33 protein-coding genes are annotated in these 23240 nt (G+C 43.6%); 29 read left to right on the forward strand and 4 right to left on the reverse strand.

What is annotated here, in order from left to right; all coding sequences use genetic code 11:
• Window positions 1-943: 943 nt before the first annotated feature.
• Window positions 944-1246 carry a hypothetical protein gene (locus tag SSED_RS11450; RefSeq protein WP_041421656.1) on the reverse strand — a complete coding sequence of 101 codons (303 nt, stop codon included), beginning with the start codon at window positions 1244-1246 and terminating at the stop codon, window positions 944-946.
• Between the two features lie 185 nt (window positions 1247-1431).
• Here SSED_RS11450 and SSED_RS24835 point away from each other — a divergent pair, with 185 nt between their 5' ends.
• The 24 genes from SSED_RS24835 to SSED_RS11555 all read left to right on the forward strand — a co-directional run bounded on the left by SSED_RS24835 (window position 1432) and on the right by SSED_RS11555 (window position 13668).
• Window positions 1432-1581 carry a hypothetical protein gene (locus SSED_RS24835; RefSeq protein WP_190273203.1) on the forward strand — a complete coding sequence of 50 codons (150 nt, stop codon included), beginning with the start codon at window positions 1432-1434 and terminating at the stop codon, window positions 1579-1581.
• Window positions 1578-1844 (forward strand): hypothetical protein, encoded by a 267-nt coding sequence (locus SSED_RS11455; RefSeq protein ID WP_012142534.1) that lies wholly within the window; start codon window positions 1578-1580, stop codon window positions 1842-1844. Before SSED_RS24835 ends, SSED_RS11455 begins: the two co-directional genes overlap by 4 nt.
• Window positions 1832-1993, forward strand: coding sequence for a hypothetical protein (locus tag SSED_RS24840; protein WP_190273204.1), 162 nt, complete (start codon window positions 1832-1834; stop codon window positions 1991-1993). Before SSED_RS11455 ends, SSED_RS24840 begins: the two co-directional genes overlap by 13 nt.
• Window positions 1993-2247, forward strand: coding sequence for a hypothetical protein (locus tag SSED_RS11460; protein ID WP_041421657.1), 255 nt, complete (start codon window positions 1993-1995; stop codon window positions 2245-2247). Before SSED_RS24840 ends, SSED_RS11460 begins: the two co-directional genes overlap by 1 nt.
• Window positions 2237-2419: a hypothetical protein gene (locus tag SSED_RS11465; RefSeq protein ID WP_041421658.1), complete on the forward strand. Its 183-nt coding sequence runs from the start codon at window positions 2237-2239 to the stop codon at window positions 2417-2419. Before SSED_RS11460 ends, SSED_RS11465 begins: the two co-directional genes overlap by 11 nt.
• Window positions 2409-4232: a hypothetical protein gene (locus SSED_RS11470; protein WP_012142536.1), complete on the forward strand. Its 1824-nt coding sequence runs from the start codon at window positions 2409-2411 to the stop codon at window positions 4230-4232. Before SSED_RS11465 ends, SSED_RS11470 begins: the two co-directional genes overlap by 11 nt.
• Complete coding sequence (locus SSED_RS24845) at window positions 4217-4384, forward strand: hypothetical protein (protein ID WP_190273205.1); 168 nt, start codon at window positions 4217-4219, stop codon at window positions 4382-4384. Before SSED_RS11470 ends, SSED_RS24845 begins: the two co-directional genes overlap by 16 nt.
• Window positions 4385-4613: 229 nt before the next feature.
• Window positions 4614-4811, forward strand: coding sequence for a hypothetical protein (locus SSED_RS11475; protein WP_041422118.1), 198 nt, complete (start codon window positions 4614-4616; stop codon window positions 4809-4811).
• A gap of 11 nt (window positions 4812-4822) precedes the next feature.
• Window positions 4823-5101, forward strand: coding sequence for a hypothetical protein (locus tag SSED_RS11480; protein ID WP_012142537.1), 279 nt, complete (start codon window positions 4823-4825; stop codon window positions 5099-5101).
• Complete coding sequence (locus SSED_RS11485) at window positions 5083-5445, forward strand: hypothetical protein (protein ID WP_012142538.1); 363 nt, start codon at window positions 5083-5085, stop codon at window positions 5443-5445. The genes SSED_RS11480 and SSED_RS11485 overlap by 19 nt, the downstream gene beginning before the upstream one ends.
• Window positions 5446-6027, forward strand: a complete 582-nt coding sequence (locus tag SSED_RS11490) for a hypothetical protein (protein WP_012142539.1) — start codon at window positions 5446-5448, stop codon at window positions 6025-6027. It abuts the gene before it with no gap.
• Window positions 6005-6706: an ATP-binding protein gene (locus tag SSED_RS11495; protein ID WP_012142540.1), complete on the forward strand. Its 702-nt coding sequence runs from the start codon at window positions 6005-6007 to the stop codon at window positions 6704-6706. The genes SSED_RS11490 and SSED_RS11495 overlap by 23 nt, the downstream gene beginning before the upstream one ends.
• A 349-nt stretch (window positions 6707-7055) precedes the next feature.
• Window positions 7056-7874, forward strand: a complete 819-nt coding sequence (locus tag SSED_RS11500; RefSeq protein ID WP_012142541.1) for a major capsid protein P2 — start codon at window positions 7056-7058, stop codon at window positions 7872-7874.
• A gap of 10 nt (window positions 7875-7884) precedes the next feature.
• Window positions 7885-8190 (forward strand): hypothetical protein, encoded by a 306-nt coding sequence (locus tag SSED_RS11505; RefSeq protein ID WP_012142542.1) that lies wholly within the window; start codon window positions 7885-7887, stop codon window positions 8188-8190.
• Between the two features lie 112 nt (window positions 8191-8302).
• A complete protein-coding gene (locus tag SSED_RS11510; RefSeq protein WP_041421659.1) occupies window positions 8303-8494 on the forward strand; it encodes a hypothetical protein in 192 nt (63 codons plus the stop codon).
• A complete protein-coding gene (locus SSED_RS11515; protein ID WP_012142543.1) occupies window positions 8470-8835 on the forward strand; it encodes a hypothetical protein in 366 nt (121 codons plus the stop codon). The genes SSED_RS11510 and SSED_RS11515 overlap by 25 nt, the downstream gene beginning before the upstream one ends.
• Window positions 8835-9626, forward strand: coding sequence for a hypothetical protein (locus SSED_RS11520; RefSeq protein WP_012142544.1), 792 nt, complete (start codon window positions 8835-8837; stop codon window positions 9624-9626). Before SSED_RS11515 ends, SSED_RS11520 begins: the two co-directional genes overlap by 1 nt.
• Window positions 9623-11131 carry a hypothetical protein gene (locus SSED_RS11525; RefSeq protein ID WP_012142545.1) on the forward strand — a complete coding sequence of 503 codons (1509 nt, stop codon included), beginning with the start codon at window positions 9623-9625 and terminating at the stop codon, window positions 11129-11131. Before SSED_RS11520 ends, SSED_RS11525 begins: the two co-directional genes overlap by 4 nt.
• Window positions 11131-11754, forward strand: a complete 624-nt coding sequence (locus SSED_RS24850; protein WP_012142546.1) for a hypothetical protein — start codon at window positions 11131-11133, stop codon at window positions 11752-11754. The genes SSED_RS11525 and SSED_RS24850 overlap by 1 nt, the downstream gene beginning before the upstream one ends.
• On the forward strand, window positions 11708-12085 hold the full coding sequence (locus SSED_RS11535; protein ID WP_223295977.1) for a hypothetical protein: 378 nt from the start codon (window positions 11708-11710) through the stop codon (window positions 12083-12085). The genes SSED_RS24850 and SSED_RS11535 overlap by 47 nt, the downstream gene beginning before the upstream one ends.
• Window position 12086: 1 nt before the next feature.
• Window positions 12087-12455: a DUF1353 domain-containing protein gene (locus tag SSED_RS11540; protein WP_049772111.1), complete on the forward strand. Its 369-nt coding sequence runs from the start codon at window positions 12087-12089 to the stop codon at window positions 12453-12455.
• Window positions 12449-12658 (forward strand): hypothetical protein, encoded by a 210-nt coding sequence (locus SSED_RS11545; RefSeq protein WP_041421660.1) that lies wholly within the window; start codon window positions 12449-12451, stop codon window positions 12656-12658. Before SSED_RS11540 ends, SSED_RS11545 begins: the two co-directional genes overlap by 7 nt.
• Window positions 12658-12837: a hypothetical protein gene (locus SSED_RS11550; RefSeq protein ID WP_041421662.1), complete on the forward strand. Its 180-nt coding sequence runs from the start codon at window positions 12658-12660 to the stop codon at window positions 12835-12837. Before SSED_RS11545 ends, SSED_RS11550 begins: the two co-directional genes overlap by 1 nt.
• A 240-nt stretch (window positions 12838-13077) precedes the next feature.
• Window positions 13078-13668, forward strand: a complete 591-nt coding sequence (locus SSED_RS11555; protein WP_150104330.1) for a DUF4145 domain-containing protein — start codon at window positions 13078-13080, stop codon at window positions 13666-13668.
• Window positions 13669-13765: 97 nt separating this feature from the next.
• Here the strand turns inward: SSED_RS11555 and SSED_RS11560 are convergent, their stop codons facing one another.
• Together SSED_RS11560 and SSED_RS11565 are read right to left on the reverse strand one after the other, a co-directional pair.
• Window positions 13766-14251, reverse strand: a complete 486-nt coding sequence (locus SSED_RS11560; RefSeq protein WP_012142550.1) for a hypothetical protein — start codon at window positions 14249-14251, stop codon at window positions 13766-13768.
• Window positions 14252-15508: 1257 nt separating this feature from the next.
• Window positions 15509-16801: a tyrosine-type recombinase/integrase gene (locus tag SSED_RS11565; protein WP_012142551.1), complete on the reverse strand. Its 1293-nt coding sequence runs from the start codon at window positions 16799-16801 to the stop codon at window positions 15509-15511.
• Window positions 16802-17482: 681 nt separating this feature from the next.
• Here SSED_RS11565 and SSED_RS11570 point away from each other — a divergent pair.
• Complete coding sequence (locus SSED_RS11570) at window positions 17483-19063, forward strand: DUF3369 domain-containing protein (RefSeq protein ID WP_012142553.1); 1581 nt, start codon at window positions 17483-17485, stop codon at window positions 19061-19063.
• A 114-nt stretch (window positions 19064-19177) separates the two neighbouring features.
• Here SSED_RS11570 and SSED_RS11575 read toward each other — a convergent pair whose 3' ends face one another.
• Window positions 19178-19651: a hypothetical protein gene (locus tag SSED_RS11575; protein ID WP_150104332.1), complete on the reverse strand. Its 474-nt coding sequence runs from the start codon at window positions 19649-19651 to the stop codon at window positions 19178-19180.
• A gap of 262 nt (window positions 19652-19913) precedes the next feature.
• Here SSED_RS11575 and ccoN point away from each other — a divergent pair, with 262 nt between their 5' ends.
• The 4 genes from ccoN to ccoP are packed head-to-tail and all read left to right on the forward strand — an operon-like array spanning window position 19914 to window position 23131.
• The gene (gene ccoN / locus SSED_RS11580) at window positions 19914-21341 is read left to right on the forward strand and encodes a cytochrome-c oxidase, cbb3-type subunit I (protein ID WP_012142555.1); all 1428 of its coding nucleotides are present in this window, start codon (window positions 19914-19916) and stop codon (window positions 21339-21341) included.
• A 12-nt stretch (window positions 21342-21353) separates the two neighbouring features.
• On the forward strand, window positions 21354-21980 hold the full coding sequence (gene ccoO / locus SSED_RS11585; RefSeq protein WP_012142556.1) for a cytochrome-c oxidase, cbb3-type subunit II: 627 nt from the start codon (window positions 21354-21356) through the stop codon (window positions 21978-21980).
• Window positions 21981-21995: 15 nt separating this feature from the next.
• Complete coding sequence (locus SSED_RS11590; protein WP_012142557.1) at window positions 21996-22163, forward strand: cbb3-type cytochrome oxidase subunit 3; 168 nt, start codon at window positions 21996-21998, stop codon at window positions 22161-22163.
• Window positions 22163-23131, forward strand: a complete 969-nt coding sequence (gene ccoP, locus SSED_RS11595; RefSeq protein WP_012142558.1) for a cytochrome-c oxidase, cbb3-type subunit III — start codon at window positions 22163-22165, stop codon at window positions 23129-23131. Before SSED_RS11590 ends, ccoP begins: the two co-directional genes overlap by 1 nt.
• The last annotated feature ends 109 nt before the right edge of the window (window positions 23132-23240 follow it).

Genomic DNA, 23240 nt, shown 5'->3' on the forward strand with positions numbered 1-23240 from the left:
TCATCCGCGCCATGTAACGGTTGGCTAGGTGAGGGCGCTTATCACTTAATATAGGCTTAGACATAATCAGACGCTGGAATTTTTCATAAATACCTTTGTGCAATGACTAAAATGACAATTGTTAAGACTCAACAGCATGACTAATGAGTCAATTTAGTTTTATTGATCTATAGTCATAGCACTGGCTAATCAAGAGCTAATGAAATCATGAAAACAGCAGAACAGACGGCTATTGAATTTTTATTGGGACAGATTCTCTGTCAAAAATATCCAGAGGCTCAGAACGCTTAGGTGTCACGGCGTACAATGAAAGCTTGGATAATTGCGATCTGTTCATGTTCGACCTGTACCATACAATAACAGTCGATGGAGGCCGGTATGTTGCCGTGCCACGTGATGGCAGATCTCCATTCTATGTAGGAAGTTAACGCAGTTATTTTAAGGTCCGCACCGAGCATCTCGACTTGTAATGATATCGATAGAAGTTACTGTCCGACAACATGTCTATCCGCCTGGATTTCTAGCTGCCGCAAATATTAATGTATTGAATGCATGTAAGTTCAAGCGACACAATTTTGAACTCAATAATATTAGGGCTTATCTAAGACTGTGGGCTGGGCGCAATACATGCCTTATGTATCACGAGCGTCGGCTATTTCAATTATCGGATTAGATGTCACAACGTTTAACCTCAGCTAGTAGCGATGCTTTTAGATCTTAATATATTGAAGCTTAATCGAAGGCAGATCTTAAAAGTGAAAGAATACATTCTGAAAGGCTTTGACCACCAATTGTCTAATAAAGTCACTTCATAAATGCTTACATGCGTATGCGCACAATGTATAGAAAGTTAACTCAAGCGCAAATGGACAAAAGCGCTTGTATACAGTAGCTTAGTTGATAGTTATAGCCCGTAAAATGTGGCACATATTGCCACACCTCACTAGCTTAAAGCCTCTTCATTTTCTGGATATTTACAATAAGGAAGCATTCTTATGATGCTCTCTAAAGCCGCTTTTGCTTTGGGGTCTTTTTGACGCCAAACGGCTGAATGTAATAGTAAAACGCCTAAGTGAATGTCGAGTGCTTCCGAGATTTCAATCAAAACAGCATCTTTCGGAAAATAGCGGTTAGTACGCCATCCAGAAACGCAAGCCTGAGAAAAGTTAAATTTCTTCATTACTTGATAGTCAGAAGTCAGCCCGTACGCGGCTCTTATGAAATCGAGGATTTCAGATGGTTGCATTTTTAAGTCCCTTTGGTGTCCTACAACTAGTGTAGCCGTTGCATCGGCAACGCGCAAAGCAACGGTGATGACCGTTGTAGTTCGGTTGTAACCGTTGTATCGTTTTCCCGTCCTGTTGTGGCGCGGATCGCCGGATGCGTTCCGTTAGCCACAAAACCCAACAGGCATTACAGGAGACGAATTAAATGAAATATAAAAAAGTACCCCACACAAATATTGAGATAGCTAGTTACTTACCTGTAACAGCTATCCATGAGCAAGACCCCGAAAAGTTAGCGCGTAATATCTTATGTTTGCGCCGCTTTAAACTGCTGCATTTAAGGGGGGTAAAATGATAACCCTTACCTTAACGCCTCACTTGCGCATGATTTGCGCCCATGCCGAAACCCTCGAAATTGATATGCCTAGCCCTGACGAATTCGACGACATGAAAGCCAGTGCCGCCGAAGCACATTTACATATTGATGCATTGCATAAGGTTTTAAAGACCGTTTATGTAGAGCTGCCAAGCTCATTAGAACATAGTGAGCTAGGAGGCAAGCTTAGAGCTGCAATAGATTTGATGATGGATTGGGAGGTTGACCAATGTCCTTTTTAACTCCCGAACACTTAATCGAATCAGCCAAAAATCACCTTAGTTACTCAAAGTATTGGCGCGGTATGGGCGAATTAACCAAAGCTGACGAACAGTTCGCCATTGCCAAAAAGTACCGTTTACAAGCTGCCGAAATGGTAAGGGGGCTTTGATGTTTAAAAAATATCAAAGTAGACCCGTTGTCAGAACTGCTTATGAAGTCAAAGATTGTGATTTGATAGTTGAAGCATTACACGAGAAAAGCACTTCGGCGATAAATATCGGTGGAGAAGTAGTTTTCTTTAAACACTATGAGCCAGTAACCACTGGCGATTTTATTGTTTATCTGAGTAGTGATGATGTTTATCACTGTAGACGTGAAGTGTTTTTAGAAAGAAACGATTCAAGGCCTATAGATGATGACTGAATATGCTCTTTCGTTAATCGACTATTTAGAGCTGCACTACGGCGATGGGCAATTGCTCGCCGAGTTGTATGCAGATGAAAATTTTTCCCCTGATTGGCGTGATCGTGTAGAGCAGCCTCTTGCTTTTGATTCAGGCTTTTCTGTAACTGAGGGTGATGACGATGATCACTAAGCTCTCAATGAATGCGGTGGATATAAATGAAAATATCTCGCCGCCAGTGTTTGAACCGCAAGATTTAACCAGCCCAAGAGCTGGTTTTTTTGCATCGGAAAAAAGCAAAGAACAAGTTAGAAATTTAGATTGGTTATTTAAGCGTGATGAGCGCGAATATTTTAAATATGCACCAAGCCCCGCAGGGCGGCCAACGGCCGAAAAAGCTAGGCTAGTCAAGGATCGCAAAAGTCCGACACAACCTGTTGATGGTGTTCCCAATAGGGCAACCTCGAAAGCAATTGATGATTTTAACGCTTTACTACGGCGTGAAGGGTTAGCGCCTCAAGAAATGCTTGAGAGCGTGGTCGTTGATAGCGGGGCTCTGAGTGCGGCTAATGTATTGAAGCATGTTGCAGGCGTTGGCGTTGTCGATACTGAAACGGGTGAAATTAAACCCGCTTTTAGTCAAAAAACCGCAATTGCTCGCTTGTCTCACCGTGAATGGGCTAATGAATACCGAATTAGAGTAACAGCCGATGTTAGCCCTTCGAGCCCTCCCCCCACTCAAGCAGGTGATCGGGTTACTAAGTTTTTAACCACTCGCGCAGCTAAAAATATTCTTGATTCAGGTGCCTATGTTGCCGCTGTCAAAGGTGGCTATAACACGTTTTTAACCCTGACTTTTAATGCTGAGGCAAGGGCGCGTATCAACTCGGGTGAGTCAACTATCGGGGCTGAATGCTCGCGCTTTTTTGATGCAATGCAAAAAATGTATCAACGGGGCTGGTCGGTCGATAACCAAGTATTAAAAACGCGCCAAGGCTTTGAGTGTATTGGCTTTGATGGTGAAGAAATCCCAAAGCAAAGCCGCCATACATTTGATTCAATCGGCGCTAGTGAAGTGATCCCACCAAACGCAGATAAACTGGATTATTTATGGGTAGCAGAGGCACCGACAAAACCAAAAGTGATTAGCCGCCGCAATGGTTTTGAATGTTACGGAGAAGTAAGCCCAAACCCTCATTGTCATGTTTTGATGCGCTGGAATGTTGAACCGTATTTGTTCCACGACTGGGCGGCGAGAATAGAAGGGATATGGGGGCAAGGGTTCGCCAAGCTTGAGCGGATTAAAAACCCGCAAGCGGCGAGCGGTTACATGCTCAAAGCCTTGGGTTATTTGCTTAAGGGAGATAGCTCAAGTGACCAGGGGGAAGTCAAAGGCAACCGCTACAACATATCTAAAACCGCTCGCGCTTTACCTTGGGAAAATATAGCCAACTTTCATGCTGAACATATGGCTTCAATGATTGGTGAGATTAAAGCCAAGATGCACAACAAAGCAAAACCAGTGCTGCATAAAATCAGGCTGGCTAATGAGTCGCTAGACAAAGCAATTCGAGATAAATCATTTTGTAAAAATACCAAACAGAGCCTTACCAAAGTAAATGGCCGGATTAAAGCCATTGAAAAAAGTATCAGTGATTTTAAAGCTGAACTGAGAAAAAGCCCCGTTAGGGCAAATGATTACATGATCACCTTTAAAGGTGATCTCAGTCTGAAAACTTTTCTCAATTGGGCGGTGGGTGTTCGTATGTGGAATGCGACAGATTCAACGGCGGCACCAGAGAAAAGCCCTTTTACAAACATGTTAACCGCAGCAAAAGAGGGGGTTAGAAAAACATTCAGCCGAGTGAGAAACCGATATTTAGAAAACGAAATTATTTGGGGTTTATGGCTTAGGGAAAAGCTACCGCCAGAAATCGACACTGAACAACAAGCCTCTGAATGGGGCGTGGATTATATGGAGTATGAAGCATGCTTGAACGCATAATTGAACAGCATAAACAAGTTGGCTTGACGATCGATAAAGCTGACAAGGCAAGTATGTTTGAAGTCGCAGGTTTGGCAAAAAAAGCAGCAAGAGACAGTCATAAATTAATGGGTGAACTGATTGCCTACTTAGTTGAGAAAGATAAGGGCTGATGATGGGTTGCTGTTACTCGGGACAATGCCATTTCACTTACCCAAAAGTCATAACTAAACAAGAATATCGGGAAATATACGGAGTTGAGTACGAAGTTACTTCGATTGAATCGCGGTATGAAAAGCGAAAAAAAGAAGGCGAATTGAGAGCAATTGAAGCACGTTCAAGCAAACAATAAAAATCAGTTTTAAGGCTAGGTCACTGATGACCTATTTGTTGGGGGGTCATATGTCGGCAAAATTATCAAAAAACCAGAAGTATGAAGCCAAATTAAAGGCTCAAGGGTTAGAGAAAGTTACTGTTTGGATTCCATCAGATGCGGCGATTGAGTTTAAGCAGGTAGCCGAATTTTTACGTGAAAATAAGGGGTATTACACCGATTCAGCCAGAAGCCGGAAAACCGGAAGAATGACCAAAGCAATTTAACCAGAGGACTAATGATGGGAAATCATAAGAGCAAAAAAACAAGGGCGTTAGAACACAATCGCATCTATGCCATTAATCGAGGTGAAACTGTCGCAACCGATGAGCCAAAACAAGCCGTGAATGTTGGTTCTGTTGGTCTGGTTCACGATGGTAAATCATTCGTGTCTACGGCCATTGAAAAGACTAAAAGCAAACCTAAGCGGTTTGATGGTTCGCTTTATCATCTCAGCCTTGTGTATCTGAGCTTCTATCTATTTTACTGGGGGACTACATGGCTAATCCAATATTAGTGACTATTCAGTGTGACGCCTGTGGTGGTGATGCTTCGGTTAAAAAGTTGAATAACTCGCCTCTGCTTTATCTGCATTGCAAAACCTGCGGAATGGATAGACGTTCAGGTAAGCAGCTCCAAGCTAAATGGCAAGCGGCTATTGATGGTAAATCAGGTTTGCCGGATGCCCCTGAACAGGCCGAAAGCGTGGAGGGTGAATGGTCACCACCTGTTGAAGATAAGCCGGAAAGTAATGCCGAAGATAAACCGGAAAATTCGGGGATCTCAGGTAAGAGTGTAGCGGTGGGTACAATTGGCGTTTTGTCTGTATTAGCCATGTTTTTTAAAGCAGTTAGGGGATAAATGATGGCTGGTAAATCAAATGATAAAAGCAATAAAGTGACTGAAAATGTTGATGTCATAGATGAGGCGTTAAAAGTTCAGGAATCCCTAGACGGGGCGCAGGATGGAAGCCCGTTATCTCTGGAAGAAAGAGATGAGATTCAGGCGGAAATCTCTGATGAACTTGCGGCAATGGCTAACAGCTCAGAATCAGCAGCAATCCCTGATGAGTCGGCGGCAATGCCGGATTCTGTACCAACGCAAGGCGGTAAGTTAGCAGAAGCTAAGACCATGGCTAAAGAGATTGGGGGCATGATTGCGGGTGGTGCGGCTATGGTGTTTGGTCGTGACTATGGCGTTAACCAGACCGCTCTTGATAAATGGGCTGATTCAATGGCTCCGTTGCTCGTTAAATACGACCTAACTGATATGGGTCAGCTCATGTCTAAATGGGGTGCTGAACTTCAAGCGGGGGCGGGGTGTTTGGCGTTAGGTGCGGGAGTTTATGGGGCGCATCGTCGCTATGCACTTGAAGATGCCGAAGCCAAAGAAGCCAAGAAAAAACAGGAAGAGAAAGACCATGGCAATCAATCCGAACAATAAGCATGACAACCTGCATACATGTTACTGCGGGGCGTCTGGTTCTGGTAAAACCGTTGCGGTGAAACTTGCCGGATTAGTCGGCAGGAATGCGGCCATTTTTGATCCATACGGTGATTATCGCATGGGGAAGCTCAAAGCCTTATCAGGGCTAGGGAAAGGCCGAAAGGTTCACCATTACAAAACCCGCAATAACTTCCTGAAATACTTCATTCAGGCGTGGAGTTCAGGCAAGACATTTGCGGTCGCTTATCAACCAAATGTGAGTGCTGAAAAGTTACGGGATGAAGCCCTATGGTTCGCGGGGATCATGTGGGCGGCGTCCGATGGTAATCGCGTCTTAGATGTGATTTTTGAGGAATTAGGCAAGTATACCGAAACCAGTGGGGCGGATAGGTCAAAGCTTGGTGAGATTGCCTCTGGTGGGCGTAAGTTTGGCTTGATAGCTCATTGGGTTTTTCAACGTCCCTCAGAAGTGCCTAAAACCATGATTGCCAATGCAACACGCCACTTTATCGGTGAACAGCAAGCAATGGTTGACGCAAGGCGTTGGCAAGATGAACTCGATTGCCCGATGACTGAAATAATCAACCTTGGCAAGCTTAACAAGAAACGCGAAAAGCACTTTCTCTATAAGACTAAGGGCATAGGCAACTATCAAAACAAGGTTTATACGTTCTAATTGCGGGAAATTGCCGGAATGTTTCGGGAATTAGTTTTAAATTTTTCCAAATGTAGGGTTTTATTGTAGCCCTCGATAAGCCTGTGACACGCTGTAGTGAATTGATGATTTTTACTAGCACGTTGCAGGGTTATCAATTAAGTCTCGCTGTGAAGCGACACGCAAAGCTGAACCGTTGTGAAACGGAATTAACCGAGCCGGAAGGCTCCACCGTCCTTTAAGGGAAAATGAAGATGAAAAAATCACATTTAATCACCGCTGGCATTTCGCTTGCTGTCTCTGTTGTTGTTACCTACATGAGTAACCGCAATTCTACTGTTCGCCGTTCAATAGGTTAAGGGAGTAGATTATGCGCTTATATCAAAGACTTCCTTCTTTCTCGTCTGTTGCTAAAGGTGAAACTGCCGTTTTAACCTTTCCAATTGGCGCGACCTATGACCAAGTTGTAGTTAAACATACGGGTGTCACTGCCGCTCAAATCAAAAATATCAAAATTAAAGTGAATGGTAAGCAGATTGCCACCTTTAAGCATGGTACGGATTTGAACAAGTTTAACGACCGTTACCAATACAAACTAACAGCGGGTTACCTCGATTTTCATTTTAAGCGTGATGAAATGAAAACATTGCTTGAACAACGTGCTTTATCTTTGGGTACTTCAAATGTATTTGAAGGTGCTGATGTCATCACATCTGTAACCATTGAGTTTGATATTGATGCTGGTGCCGCCGCTCCTGTGCTAAAAGCATTTGCTTATCAGTCTGATGTAGCGCCTTTCGGCATCTGTACCAAAAACCGCCATGTGCCGTTAGCTATTTCAGCGGGTGAAAATGAAATTGATAACATTGTTATGGCACCCAATACCCGAATTTTGGCTGTTCATGTTGTGACGGCGGCAACGGTTGATCAGTTAAAGGTTCAACGCAATGGCGCAACGCTTTACGACTTGCCAACGGATGTGATCGCCAAGCTGAATCTAGCTAATGGCCGAAACGCGCAAGCCGATTGGGATAGCGTAGATTTTGTGCTTGAGGGTGATATTAAACAGGCTGTCTCTTGTGATGATGTGCAAGATTTCCGTCTAACTATCACCGCCGCTGATGACACTGTCGCATCAACACCAGCTTATTTGATTGTTGAGTATGTCAGTGGTTTAGCGGGTCTATAAGGAGCGCATTATGATGCCAATTAATCAATATGGCTCCACTGATAGTGGTCTCGGTGGTGCTTGGGGTGGTGCTCTAGATTTTCTTGATTTAGGGCTGAATAAGTGGGCGCAAATCGAACAGGTTAATGCGCTCAAAGATTCAAACCCAAAAGCTCAGAACCAATTAGCCGAAGTTGACCAGCAACCACTTCCTGTAGTGCATCAGCCAGCGCCTAAGCCAGCAGAAACTATGGTATTTGGTTTGCCTCAGAAAACCGTTATTGCTGGTTTTGCAGTATTGCTGGTTGTCGGGTTAGCTCTGCGGGGTAAAGCATAATGCAGAAATTCTTTATTCAGTTTGCGATTGCTTGCGCTGCCAGTGCCACCGCCGGAATTATTGTCGCTAAGGTGCTTAATTCTAAGTATGGAAAAGATAAGGCGGGTGACTGATGAGCGGCATGCCAAGCATGAGCAACAGCAGCGCCGCCAGCTCGGGCACTGGTGACCAAGCCAACAACGCCTCATTTACTGGCGGAAATGTTGATTTTGGTATGGGATCTGGTGCGGGTGGTAACTCAAACATGATTCTGTTCGGTCTGCTTGCTTTGGGCGCATTGTGGCTGCTAACTCAGAAAAAATAAATCGTCTTATCTGGCGATTACTCGAAACGGCCTTAGGTGATGACTTGCCGGAAATACAGCAAGAAGTCACTGATGGTCGTTCTATTCTCACCAGTTGGGGTAATGAGTTTTTTGCAGTTTTGCGAGATGAACAAGCTGCAAAAGGTAAAGAGTTAGTGATAGTTGCGGCGGCGGGTAAAAATTCGCAAAAACACACCTTTGAGATTATGCGACAAGCAAAGTTACAAGGGTATTATTCTGTTCGTCTTCATACGTTAAAACCTGAGCCCATGCTTAGAATGTCGAAAGCCGCTGGCCTCGGGCTAGTACGCGCGGAGACAGTTTTAAGAAGGGTATTCTGATGGGTTCTAATTCACGTTCTGCATCAAGTCAAACGACTAACAACACAAGTACCACTTTTGGTATTCAGGGTGCAAACAATGGCCTTGTTCTAAATGGTAATGGCAACACGGTAACCGATGGGGGCGCGTTTAAAGTCGTTGGCGATCTCGTTAAAACACTCCCTATGTTTTTTAGCCAAGGTGCCGGAATGGTCTCCGATGGTTTTAATGCTGTTAGTGATATATCAATGTCTGTCGAAAGGCAGGGCGAAAACTTCTTGAACGCCTCAGGGCAATTAGTTGAGGGTGCCTTTGATACCAATATCGAACTAGCACGACTTTCAACTGATTCACTCACTGAGCTTTCAGAATTAACGGCTGAAAGTAACCGCAATACGTTGTTATTAGGTGCGGGTGTTTTGGACAATGCGGCGGCGTCTTTGGACGATGCGGCAAGGCTAAACGCCGATATTTCAAAAGCATCTATGGAAGGTAACTTTGATTTAGCTCAATTGGTTACTGGTGCGGTTGCGCGTTCTGGTGAAGATAACGCAATACTGGCGGGTAAATCACTCGATAACAGTGCTTACCTTGCAGAAATGACCACCAAAACCATTGCCGATTCAAGCCGTGATGCCAATAAACAGCTGGCCGATGGTTTTGGGCAGGTGATGGATTTCGCCAATGACTTTAGTCGCTCTGATGGTGCGGCAATAGCTGAAAGTAATAATAAAATGATGATGGTTGCCGGAGGCGTTGTATTAACGTTAGCGGTGCTCGTTGTCGTGGCTTCAAAGAGGAAAGCAGCATGATAATTAACACTTCAATTAAAAGTGGCTTTGTTAATATGGGAAAGGAGGGAAGTTACTTCTCTTTGGTTTCTGCAAGTGGGATCGTGAATGTTGAACTTAGGCTTAAAGGTTCAACGGTTATCGACTCTAAAATGTGGGTTGGTATGAGCCTCCCTCAAGCTATGCCGTTTGATGAAATCATTATAACCAGTGACTTGGATCAGCCTATTGAACTGTGGGCGGGTAAAGTGTCTATGTCACAAAGTCGCTATAGTAATTCAGCCGCAAAAGCCATTAGAACAGAGCAAGTAAAAGTCGAGGGTGAAGCTCAGATTAACGGCTCTGACTTAACCCGAACAGCTACCAGATTACGAACCAATAAAGATGTTTTTCTTGGCGGTGCGGGTGTTGATGGTAGCGGCTGGAAGTTAAAAGCTGGTGTCACGGAGGAGATCCCCTTAGCTGGTGTGCTTATGGCTTATAAAAGACCTGCATTTCTGGATGCCTCACAAACCACGTTTAAAGACTCTCAAGTTGGCGGTTTTAATGAGGGGGTGGCAACTTCGTTTTGGCGTTGGGAGAGTGATGACGGCGCGGTTAGGTTGGCACATGATTATAATGGCGCTCACCCAATGCGTATCTGGACGGTGGGCGATCCCGTATGGCGCGACCATGTGACGGCTGGGCTGTGGTCGGGGGTAAATTGGAACACTATGGATCTGATTGATCTCAATGCCGAGCGCGGCGAGTTATGGGCGGTTGGCTTAGACTCGAATCGGGTTGGTTACTATGTGTCTACTGATCACGGTCTAACTTTCAAGTTGGTCAAATTAATCAGTCATAATATGGGTTTTCTTCCTGCGGGTATGGGAGAAAAAACAACTCGCTCAGGCTCTTTTTTGACAACCAATGCGGGGGCTTATCACGCTGTCATTAATATGGACACGCTAGTCAGTTTTTACTCGCAAAAAGGAACGTTAAATTATAGGCGGGTCATGTTTACCGATGAGTTAAACGGCTATCGTGGTGCGCCAAATGGGAATGATAAATTACAGCGTACCTATGACGGTGGCAAAAATTGGGTGGAGGTTGGCATTAAGCCGCAAGGCTGGGGGATGACTCAGTATGCTATTAATCAGAGTGGGAATTTTTTCATTGCGAAGCGTTCGGCGGGTATGGTGATCTCATATGATTTCTTAGAAACCTACGAAACCTATAACACCAGTTTCACCTCTGGGGCAGAGGACAGTCAAATCGTATTCCTCAACGACTCAATGGCATTAATGGCCTGTACTGACTTGAAAATCATCTTGGTTTATAAAGACTCGTCAGGCAATACCGCTTTTGAGGTGGTCGCAGACCTTGCAACACATGGCGCGGTTGAGGGCGGCACTTATAGAGAATTAAGGGTTGCTGAAAACGGCGTGTTAATTGTGGGCTATGGTGATGATATTTACCGCTTCAACGTGGCGATTATCGGGGATTTAGCGCCCGCAACGGTCGAGGTTATGGAGCTATTAAGCTAATGCGCCGCATGATGATAATCACGGCGGGCGCAGTTTGTGCGGCGGGGGCTTGGTGGTGGTTAAAGTCACCACGGTCAACGCCCGTAGCCGTCAACTCTTCCTCTCCTGGTCAAACGAGTGGTGCTGATTCACCGCTCGATTACCTCAATTTTGATTTTAATAAAATACTGTCGGGAGACAGCAACATGCCAATATCAAACAAACCATATCAACAATCTGGCGGTGATCCTGTACCAAAAGGTATTAGGAACAATAACCCGCTAAATATAGAGGCTGGTCGTGACCAATGGCAGGGCATGAAGGGCGATGATGGTCGCTTTATCATCTTCGAGTCTCCATTTTGGGGCATTCGTGCTGCCGCTCGTACTCTTAAAACTTATCGAGATAAATGGGGGCTTAATAATGTTCAAGATATTGTTACCCGTTGGGCTCCGCCAAGCGACAATAACCCGACTGATAAATACATTTCATTCGTGGCTAGAAAAGCTGGGGTTTTGGCCTCTCAACCATTAGGCGCGGCTGATTATCCTCGGGTAGTTTCTGCAATGATTCACTTCGAAAATGGATATAACCCATATGATGAAATCACTATCAGCAATGCAACTGCCGAAGGGTTCGCATAACATTATTTTGGCGTTGGCTGCTGTGTATATCGTTTACAAATATTCACAGGGTTATAAGCGTTTAGATAAGGTTGTTAATGAAGCAACAAAGCCTGTTGGACAACTTTGGTCTGATGTTGATGCAAGGCTAGGGGGCTGGTCACCTGTTGAGTTAACCGACTTAGTTATTCAGCCATGGTATCTCAATACCAACTTTGTGATCTCTGAGGAGGCGTGGCAAGTGCTTACCAGAGACACCGATTATCGGGTAATGATGAAACAGTTATTTGATGGTCGGACACTAAAACCTGAATACAGGCATTTAATCGGTAAGCCGATAGGGGGCTTGTAGCATGAGAAAAGCATGTTTTTCAGGGTTGCCTAAAACAGAATGGTTGCCCGATGGTCGTAATGTTCGCTTGCTTGAAGATTTCACCTTTACTGATGCCAATGGTATCGAGTGGAAAGCAGAAGCAAACGACACGCCGGACGGCTCAAGTATTCCGCGACCTGCTTGGACGCTGATAGGTTCGCCGTTTGTTGGTAAGCACAGAAACGCCAGTATTGTGCATGACAAGTTTTGTGTTCTACGTGAAAGGTCAGGCCGGACACATAAGCAGGTGCACAAGATGTATTACAACGCCTGTTTGTGTGCTGGGGTGGGTAAAATAAAAGCAAAAATGATGTATTTAGCTATAAAAATAGGTGGTCCAAAATGGTGAAACAAAGCACAGCATTTTTTATCTTATTGTTGGCAGGTTGCGCCAATATTGACTATCAAGTTGGCGATATATCAGCAGCATATTGCGGGGCAACAACTGACGAATTCAGAGCGCAATTAAAAGCGGAATTAAACGAGCAAGGCTTAAGCGTTGGCGTTGATTACTGTTCGGTTCACGGCTTAATTGATGCGGTGGTGAATTAATGGATATAAACGCAAAAGATGCTATTTATCTGGCCACTCAAGCGATTATTGTCGCTACTATGATAGGGAATAATCGCAGTAACATTGCGCATCTTAAACAGCAAAATGATGAGCTTAAAAGCTGGCTTAAGAAGCTGCAAGACAGGGTTAATGATATTCGCGTTAAAGTAGGGATTTAACATGTATTGCCACCGCAGAACTATTTAAAATGAACAATCCAAGAAAGTTGAAATTATAAACCCAATAAATATTGAAAAATCACTAAAAAACAGTAAAGTAGATTGGTTTTAAACGAAATTTTGTATTTACTGATTGTTCTTCTAAATAGTATTAATAATACGGACAACTAAATGAACTACGTAGCACCATGCATTACACTAACTGGCTTTCATTGTCCGTTATGTGGAACGTTCGCACATATGAATTGGAATAGACTATTTAATAGGGGGGTTGCAACTTCTTATATGCAAGCCTGTTGCTCCAGATGTGATAACTCTAGTATTTGGCGGGTTATTAAAGAAGGGTATGTTGAAGGTCGCTCGGCAGCTATAAAAGGAGAAATGCTTTTCCCAGACTTTGGTGTAGCCCCTTTGCCTGCAACAGATATGCCTGCCGACGTTATTGTCGATTATCAAGAAGCGGCTAAAATATTTTCGAAATCTCCTAGAGGCGCAGCTGCCTTATTGAGACTTGGTTTACAAAAATTGTGTAAGCATCTTGGAGAGAAGGGCGATAATATCAACGAAGATATAAGAGCTCTCGCAAGCAATAATACTTTACCACCGCTAGTTGTCAAAGTTGCTGATACTGTACGAATTACAGGAAACAATGCAGTTCATCCTGGAGAAATGTCTGACGATGATTTTGACCATATTGCCTCCAAAATGTTTGAGCTGTTGAACTTCATCGTTAAAAAAGGCATCACTGAACCCAACGAGTTAATGGCTCTTTACTCCATGACACCAGAGGGGCCAAGAAAAAACGCCGAAAAACGAGATGCAAAAGCATAAAGAAATTAACAATAATAGCTGTTCCGACCCAAACACTCCGTTTATGGGTCGGGTCGCCAGCTTTTAGTAACGTAATAATCCATGGTTTTTTGTTATCTTACCGTTGCCGCTTATCTCTTACTTTTTTAGCATACACCATCTTAGGTGCCACAATAGGCGAACGCTTAAGTGATTCAAGGCTCTGTATCATGCCGTCAATTTCGTCTCTAATCGCGCTGGCTTCCTCCTCATTTCTTAGCTCGTTAACCTGAACCTTTAACTGGTCTTTTTCAACACGGTCAAATCGGTTGAATTGTCGGTCATAGAAAATACGCATTAACTCACTGGGTGCAAAGGTTAGCTTATCGTATGGGGTAATTAAGCGACCATCCTTAAACGTAAAACCATCCCAATCCTTAGTGTCAGGAATGGTACGGGATGCTAGTTCGGCCAATTTATCGATCCACGGTGGGCAACCAACGCGCCACCATTGGCGAACCGTTCGCGGTGATACGCCAATATAGGCGGCGGCTTTGTGGCTATCTATAGAACCATTTTTGGTTCCAAAATTAGTTAAAAACCAAAAGCGGGTACGACTTAACATTATAGGAAACTCCATTTCTTTAGAATTATTAGTCATAGAAAGCTGCCTCATGTGTTTTTAATGGTTATATGTCGAGAAAACGGTAATGTTTTCAAAACAGGCGGTTAGCTTTCTATTTCTGTATTTTACTAATGAAAGTCATACTTATGTGCTGTGGCAATATCTGCCTGTGCGCACAATGTATATTATGTTAAATGGGGTTTGTAAGAATATGCATATGTGAAAAATTTCACTTAGGTCGAGAATATCAGCCTCTTAGGTGATTGATTCATTGATAACCGAGTATCACTAAATTTTACAGCCGTTGCTACCTATCCTATGACTTTTTACTTTAACGATTCATCACGTCCATGTGGAATGAGTTCCTTGTCAGGCACAAGTCTCGATCTCTTTGGTGCTTCCTTCAATCCTTTCTCCAATAAAGTAGCACTGTCAGGTTTCTCGTTTATGAGCAGCGCTGAACTCGGCTATATCCATGGATGGATTAAATCTGGCACTAATCGCTAATCGTATGAGCTGATTGTTTGTGGTGTTTGACTCTATTGGCTATCTATCAACGAACATTCAATCAGAGGACATTTGCTCACGAACTTCTACGTATGAACTATTGTCCGTGGGCTTTTATCCAGGAACGAGCTACCGCAAAGAATTATAGACGTGCGCTACGTGAAATCTGACGATGTACCACCCAGTAAAATTAAAAGCATGCACGTAGCAACGCGTTGAATTTGTGTGCTTAATGCCAGTTCAGTCGTAGTTATTAAGGCCTGTATGATTTTCTGTTAAGTAGACTCACTACTAAATAGCAAAACCATATTCGCTCATTCAGGCGTTGATATAGTTAGGCTCATTTATCTCATAATCAACTGTGTCTGACATTGCTGTTTCTGGATTGTATGTCAGGGTTTTTAGTGCCGTTGATATTGGTGTTGTCGATGTGGATTGACTGTAACTAAGCAGCTTAGATCTGGTGTGGATATCGCTAAGTCTTTAAAATGACGCTTCAAATCAAAGTATTATTTGGGGATATATAATTGGTGGATTCTGGTATTGGTATCTCCAGAATTGTCGTTGATAGTGAGCCAATTTATAGCAAGCAAGAATAAGCTTAGTAGAAGCATATGAACATGATATTCCGATTTAACCTCAATTGCCGATAATGACACTTATCGGCATTAACTCATTACTCATAATTAGACGGGTTTGGATTTTGAACATCTGCTTTTAACTAGCCAATGATTACGATCTCGACCGAAATTATTCGATTCCCTGCAGATGATCCAGTACTTTATTTTGTGCACTTTGATGCCGCTCTATCTGTGAGGTATGCAGATATTGCGATGTGGTATCGATACTCTCGTGCCCTGCATCGGCTTGTACATGAGATAACGGTCTGCCGTTAATATTGATGTCATGGGTGATCCCCGTATGGCGAATATTATGGGCAGTTAATCCCCTCATCTGCTTTGAATCTTCGCCAAATCCGTCATTTTCGGCACTTTTAGCCGCATGTTCAATGATATTTTCGATCTCTTCCCTTATTTGGCGGATCCCTAAGTTAGCATTAATAGCACCAACATCCCTGCCTCGCCCTGCCGCTCTGTGCCTGATAAAAAGCGGATGATTGTCACCCTGAGTCGGATAATCTGGCAGTTTCAGGTGCCTTCTGTACTCTACTAATCCTGCGAGTAGAGCCTTCGATATAGCGACGCTACGTCGTTTCCCCCCTTTGCTTAAGGGAATGTAAAAGCTCCAGATCCCGGTTTGTTTGTCTTGCTTAAATTGCCCCATGACCGGTGAATAGCCTGCCCTGGCCCCCACTTCAGAGATACGAAGATAACAAAAATAGATAAGCTTAATAAGAAACAGACTTCGTTGGTGCAGTTCCGGTTCCTCCTTAGCCAACTGTTCAACTGACGCGATAACATAGGACCACTGTAACTCGGTGAATGAGAGCACGCTGCCCTCCTCCATTTTGACCTGGTATTTCTTTTTCGAGGAGAACCGACTGTGGTTCATCCAGGCTTGTGCCGGGTTACGTTCGCAGTAGTCCTCGCTCATTAAATAGCTGTAGAAGGAGGAGAGAATGGCAATTTTTGTCTTTAACGCGTTCTCGCTCAAGCTATAAGGCTGCTCTTTACCCAGTGCTTTCTTACCCACAAACGGACGCCAGGCATGATTAGGTACCCTCTCCCCGGATGCTTTATCGAGTTTAAATTGAGCAACATTAAAGTAGCCAATCAGGTTTTCGGGTGGATGCTGACAATAATCGATATATCGCGCTATCTCCCTACGGGTTAATGAAGCCGGGGTTTGTCCGGCGACATCGAAGCACCAGTGAAAGAAGGTGGTGAGTTCGCTTCTGTATGCCTTATAACTATTCTCATTATGCTTCTGCTCATAGAGTAACTCTGTTGCATGTTCGTAAACCAGTCCCGCATCCGGAACTGTATCTATGCTGATCCGCGTAATGTGCTGATTGACGATGCTATTCCCCTCCTCGATATTGCTTGCTGATTCAAACAGTGGAAAAACAGGAGGCATCTGCATATTAATTGCTCTTTATACTTGGAGGAAAGACCGAGATCCGGAAATATTCTGTGCTTAAGGTAACCTTATGATTTTAGCAGTATTAAATTGAATTTGTAATCTATGCAAGCCTCTGAATTGAGCTGCTGAACTTAATTATCAAATTAACGTAATTTTTATAATACCTCTTACTGACAGTACGACTAAGTCATTCAAATTATGTCGATATACTTCATCTCTTTACTTGTTATTTGGTCAGCTTGTTCAATACTTGTAGTTGTGTGTAAATTTACTGAATCGGTGCATGGTTTTGGGCAGTTTTTAGTGCAGTCATGGGAACAATGTATCCGCTTACTACAGCACCATAGACACATCTGCCATACGGTTTGTTTAGATTCCAAGTCGAGACAACGAAAATCAGCGGCACACAAGGCGCCCGATTGGATAAGCTCAGTTAACTTCTGCGAAGAGATAGACATATTGACGTTCGAGTTTTTCATTGTTGGTCCCTATATAAAGCAGTAATGAGTGAATGATACCCTCAAATGAGAATGATTATCAATGGCGGTTTAAATAAAACTATACGGTAATTAATAGGTAACGGTATTTAGCTGTTTTTTGTCTGACTATTTTCCAGCATCCTGAACATTGTTCTACACTCAATGGATAGGGATACATTTTTTCAATTTTTGAGGTTGTCTAATGCTGATCGATATAGCAAAGAAAAGCCCCCTTTTTTCAGGTAAAAAAAAGGCGCCGGAAGAGAGCTCTGGTCCGGCGTGGAAGATCCTTATCGTGGACGATGAACCCGATGTCCATACCGTAACCAAATTAGCCCTATCCAGATTTAAACTCGATAAGCGTTCACTTGAATTTATCAATGCCTATAGCGGTGAAGAAGCAAAGCAAATCCTTATTAAAGAGGAAAATGTGGCAATGGCCTTTGTCGATGTGGTGATGGAAAGCGATCACGCTGGGCTTGAGTTGGTGAAATGGATCAGAGAGGATCTTAAAAATAGCTCCATCAGACTGATACTCAGAACGGGTCAACCCGGCCAGGCGCCCGAAGAAGATGTCATCGTCAATTATGATATCAATGACTATAAGGCAAAGGCAGAACTCGACTCCAGAAAGTTAGTCACCAGTGTCTACTCCGCTCTTCGCTCCTACCGGGATATCATGTTGATTGAGGAGGCCAAGGAAAATCAAATTAAGCATAGAAAAGGGTTGGAAAGAGTCGTCCAGGCCACATCGGGTCTGTTTGAGTTACGTACTCTATTTAATTTTGCCGATGGCCTGTTGACTCAGGTCGCGAACTTGTTAAATCTCGACAGTGAAACCTTACTGCTGACCTGTAATGCCATCGATGCAATGAGCGAACAGGTCAATACCGATGAGCTACATATTCTCGCAGGTACCGGACAGTTCTCGAGCCATCATGAAAAGCCCGTGCCCGATCACATCAGAAAGCTTTTACAGTCAGCCCTTAAACAGAAGCGTTGTTTATACGAAGAGGATTGTTTTATTGGGTATTTCCCCGCCAAGAGTGGCTGGATTAATCTGCTCTACATGGATGGGATCAGTAAAATTGATGATCTGGATAAGAAGTTAATAGACATTTTCGCTATCAATGTCGGCGTCGCATTTGAAAATTTACTGCTAAATAAGGAACTGGAAGATACCCAATCTGAACTGATTTTGCGTTTAGGAGATGTTGTAGAGAGTCGTTCTAAGGAGGCGGCTAACCATGTTAAGCGCATGGCCGAGTACTGTTATAAGCTGGCGCTTATTTCGGGTATGGAAGAACATGAGGCCGATCTGATAAAGCATGCCTCCCCGATGCATGATATAGGTAAAATTGCTACGCCTGATGCTGTGCTATTAAAACCAGGTAAATTGAACGAAGAGGAGTGGAATGTGATGAAGCAGCACCCTGCTGTCGGTCATCAAATTCTGGCTAACTCTGAGCGACCAATTTTGAAGGCGGCAAGTATCATCGCACTTCAGCATCATGAAAAATATGATGGTTCGGGTTACCCAACAGGCTTGAGAGCTGATGAGATCCATGTATTTGCCCGAATCGTTGCCATCGCCGATGTATTTGACGCCCTCTCCCACGCTAGGTGTTATAAACCTGAATGGCCTTTAGATGAAGTGCTAAAGACAATGGAAGAAGGTTCTGGTTCACATTTTGACCCGGATTTGTTACGACACTTTATCGATAATATTGAAGTGTTTACCAAAGTTAAAGATGAACTGAGTGACGAAAACCTACAGAGTTAAACTATTAGGCTATACCATCCAGGAATTAAATAGGCATTTCACCACAGTTAAGTGCCACGCCTATTTTGATTCTGGCATACACTCGGGATTTATCTCTGGCTTTATCAAAAAGACCTAAAGCTCGCTTTCTTCATTATCGGCAAGAAAGTCGAACATGACGATATGCTGAGAACCTTCCTTATTAAAAGTAACAAAGGCTCTCCACACCATATAATTACTGCTACAAGAACCATATATCAGCTGACCATTATATAGGTTTTCATCAACTTTAGTTAAATTAACCGGAATAACCCCCATAAACATATCTCTTCCCTCAACCCTCATAGCCAGGTTATTTACGGGTTCAGAGCTGATGAGCTCTAGGGTTAATGGCCTTTCACTGGGTGAATTGTAGGGGGTGATTAATAGGTCAAATCCAACACCAGCAACAGATTGAGTACACTTACCCGCATTAAAGTCACAAAGCGAGCTGTCTTTGGTTGTTTTTGATACATCTTTGGGAGCATCATGAGAGCAAGATGAACAAAATAATCCCAACATTAGAATAAGATAAAGCGAAAACTGCTTAGTAAATTTTACTCGTAGCACAAATTCTAACCATTAGATGAAAAGTGTTTACATTCTATTGCGTAGGTTGATCTAGATCAACTTTTACCCCCCTGCAATTCCTATCTTTTTTGACATAGCTCAAGTATCATTGCTTTACCTTGTTAATATCGCAAATATTACAGGGCTGCACGTTGACACATACCCAAATGTTCCGTAGGGAGCGCGGTTTTGTGTCTTTTTAACGGGTAAAGACTCATTTTTACTCAAACAATAAATATAAGTAATAAGCAGTGGAAGCAATATGATGAACCATTCCCAGCCACAAGGCGCTGATTACAATTACACCGTTGTCCGCCAGTTTGCCCTCACAACAGTTTTGTGGGGAATTATTGGTATGTCAGTGGGTGTATTGATCGCGGCTCAGTTGATCTGGCCACAACTAAACTTCGATACTCCTTGGCTTACTTACAGTCGTCTTAGACCTCTGCATACTAATGCCGTGATTTTCGCGTTTGGTACTTCAGCACTTTTTGCAACATCCTACTATATCGTTCAACGCACGTGTCAAACCCGACTTTTTGCACCCAAATTGGCTGCATTTACATTCTGGGGTTGGCAAGCCATTATTCTTTCAGCAGTACTGACTCTGCCTCTGGGTATCACCAGTGGTAAAGAATATGCTGAACTTGAATGGCCTATCGACATCGCGATCACCATAGTGTGGGTCACGTACGCGATAGTTTTCTTCGGTACTATTGTTAAACGAACGACTTCCCATATTTATGTGGCGAACTGGTTCTTCGGTGCCTTTATTATCACTGTCGCTGTATTGCACATAGTTAACTCTATGGCTGTACCCGTCAGCTTATGGAAGTCTTACTCTCTGTATGCCGGTGCGGTCGATGCAATGGTTCAGTGGTGGTACGGTCACAATGCCGTAGGCTTCCTGCTTACCGCCGGCTTCTTAGGTATGATGTATTACTTTGTACCTAAACAAGCGGGTCGTCCGGTTTACTCATACCGTCTGTCTATCGTTCACTTCTGGGCACTGATTGCTCTGTATATCTGGGCTGGTCCTCACCACCTACACTATACGGCGCTGCCGGATTGGACTCAGTCGTTGGGTATGGTGATGTCACTTATCTTATTCGCTCCTTCTTGGGGTGGTATGATTAACGGTATCATGACCCTGTCAGGTGCTTGGCATAAACTAAGAACCGATCCTGTATTACGTTTCCTTGTTGTTTCATTGTCTTTCTACGGTATGTCTACCTTCGAAGGCCCAATGATGGCAATCAAGACCGTAAACGCCCTATCTCACTACACTGACTGGACCGTTGGTCACGTTCACTCTGGTGCGCTAGGTTGGGTTGCGATGGTCTCTATTGGTTCGCTTTATCACCTAATCCCTGTGCTTTACGGACATGGTCGTATGTATAGCTCTAACCTAGTTAATGTTCATTTCTGGTTAGCGACTATCGGTACAGTTCTATATATCGTATCTATGTGGATCTCTGGTGTGATGCAAGGTCTGATGTGGCGTGCAGTTAACTCTGACGGTACTCTGACTTATAGCTTCGTTGAAAGTATTGAAGCTTCATACCCATTCTACTTTGTTCGATTCCTTGGTGGCTGTTTCTTTGTAACCGGTATGCTTCTAATGGCATATAACGTGTTTAAGACAGTAAAAGCGCCTAAAGAATCTTTGCCTGCATTAGCAGAAGCATAAGGGGTAGAAACGATGAAATTTAATCATGAGTTAGTCGAGAAAAACATCGGTTTAATGGGTATTCTCACTGTTATCGCCATCAGTATTGGTGGTTTAGTGCAGATCACTCCCCTGTTGTTTCAAAAAGACACTACCGAGCCTGTCGATGGATTAATTCCTTACACAGCTCTCCAGACTGAAGGTCGTGACATCTATGTCCGTGAAGGTTGTTATAACTGTCACAGCCAGATGATCCGCCCACTGCGTGCAGAGACTGAGCGTTATGGTCACTACTCTGTAGCTGGTGAGTCTGTATGGGATCATCCATTCCAGTGGGGTTCTAAGCGTACCGGTCCTGATTTGGCACGTGTAGGCGGTAGATACAGCGATAAATGGCATGAAGTTCACTTGATTGACCCACGCGCAGTGGTACCTCAATCAAATATGCCTGGTTTCCCTTGGTTGGCAGAGAACAAGCTTGACGGCAAGTTAACTGGCCAGAAGATGGATATCCTTCGTAATCTTCATAAAGGTGGAAATAAAGGCCAAGACCTTTATACCGATGAAGAGATTGCGGGTGCACAAAAAGCTGTCGAAGGTAAAACTGAGATGCAAGCACTTATCGCCTATCTGCAGTCCCTTGGACATGCACTGAAATAACTAGGAGGCAACTATATGGATTACGGAACAATACAAGGCATTATAACCATTGTCGTGATGTTAACCTTTGTCGGTATATTTGCATGGGCTTACAGCTCTCGTCGTAAAGATCAATTTGACGAAGCGGCTAACCTTGTTTTTTCAGATGATGAATTAAACAAGGGTTCAGGAGAACATAAGTGATGAGTAGCTTCTGGAGTATATGGATTACCGTACTCACTATCGTGGTAATCGTTGGATGTTTTGTCCTTTTAAGAATTGTCTCTAAAAACAACACGGGTGTTGAAGAAGGCAAGTCGATGGGGCATAGCTTTGACGGCATCGAAGAACTGAACAACCCACTACCTAAGTGGTGGAGTTATCTGTTCTATGTCACCATCGTTTTTGGTGTTATTTACTTAGCGCTTTATCCGGGTCTTGGAAACTTCAAAGGTTTCTTAGGCTGGTCGAGTGCTAACCAAAGCATCGGAACCGAGAATGGCATCGCAGCTGATTCTAAAGCAGCGGTTGAGCTTGCGACTAAAGAAGGTCGTTGGGTTCAGTATGACCAGGAAGTTAAGCGTGCCGATGAGAAATTTGGCCCTATCTTCAAGGCTTATGCTGAAACGCCTCTCGATGAGTTGGTTAAGAACGAAGAGGCCCTTAAAGTGGGTGGCCGTCTGTTCTTACACAATTGTTCGCAATGTCATGGTAGTGATGCCCGTGGTAGTAAAGGCTTCCCTAACCTGACAGACGGTGATTGGTTATATGGTGGTGAGTTAGCCACTATTAAAACCTCTATCATGAATGGTCGTCATGGGATGATGCCACCTAAAGGTGGTCTTCCAATCGAAGACAGTGAAATTAAAGGTTTGGCTGAGTATGTTACTAAGCTTGCCGGTCGAGATCACGATGAAGCCCTAGCCGCTCAAGGTCAAGGCTCATTCATGAAGGGCTGTTTCGCTTGTCATGGTATGGATGCGACGGGTAATAAGATGATGGGTGCGCCTAATCTTACCAATAACATCTGGTTGTATGGCGGTAGCCGTGGTTCTATCGAACAGTCAATTAAGAATGGCCGTAGCGGTGTCATGCCAGCTTGGAAAGATGTGTTAGGTGAAGAGAAAGTTCACGTTATCACAGCTTATGTTTATAGCTTGTCAAACAAGTAGTTACATATAAGCAACATGGAGGCCTCGATCTTATCGAGGCCTTTTTTTTAGGGTGCTAAATCACATTTTTAGCGGTAAAATAATCGCAATTATTATAATAGGTATGACA

It is taken from the genome of Shewanella sediminis HAW-EB3 (genome assembly GCF_000018025.1).
Taxonomy (GTDB): domain Bacteria; phylum Pseudomonadota; class Gammaproteobacteria; order Enterobacterales; family Shewanellaceae; genus Shewanella; species Shewanella sediminis.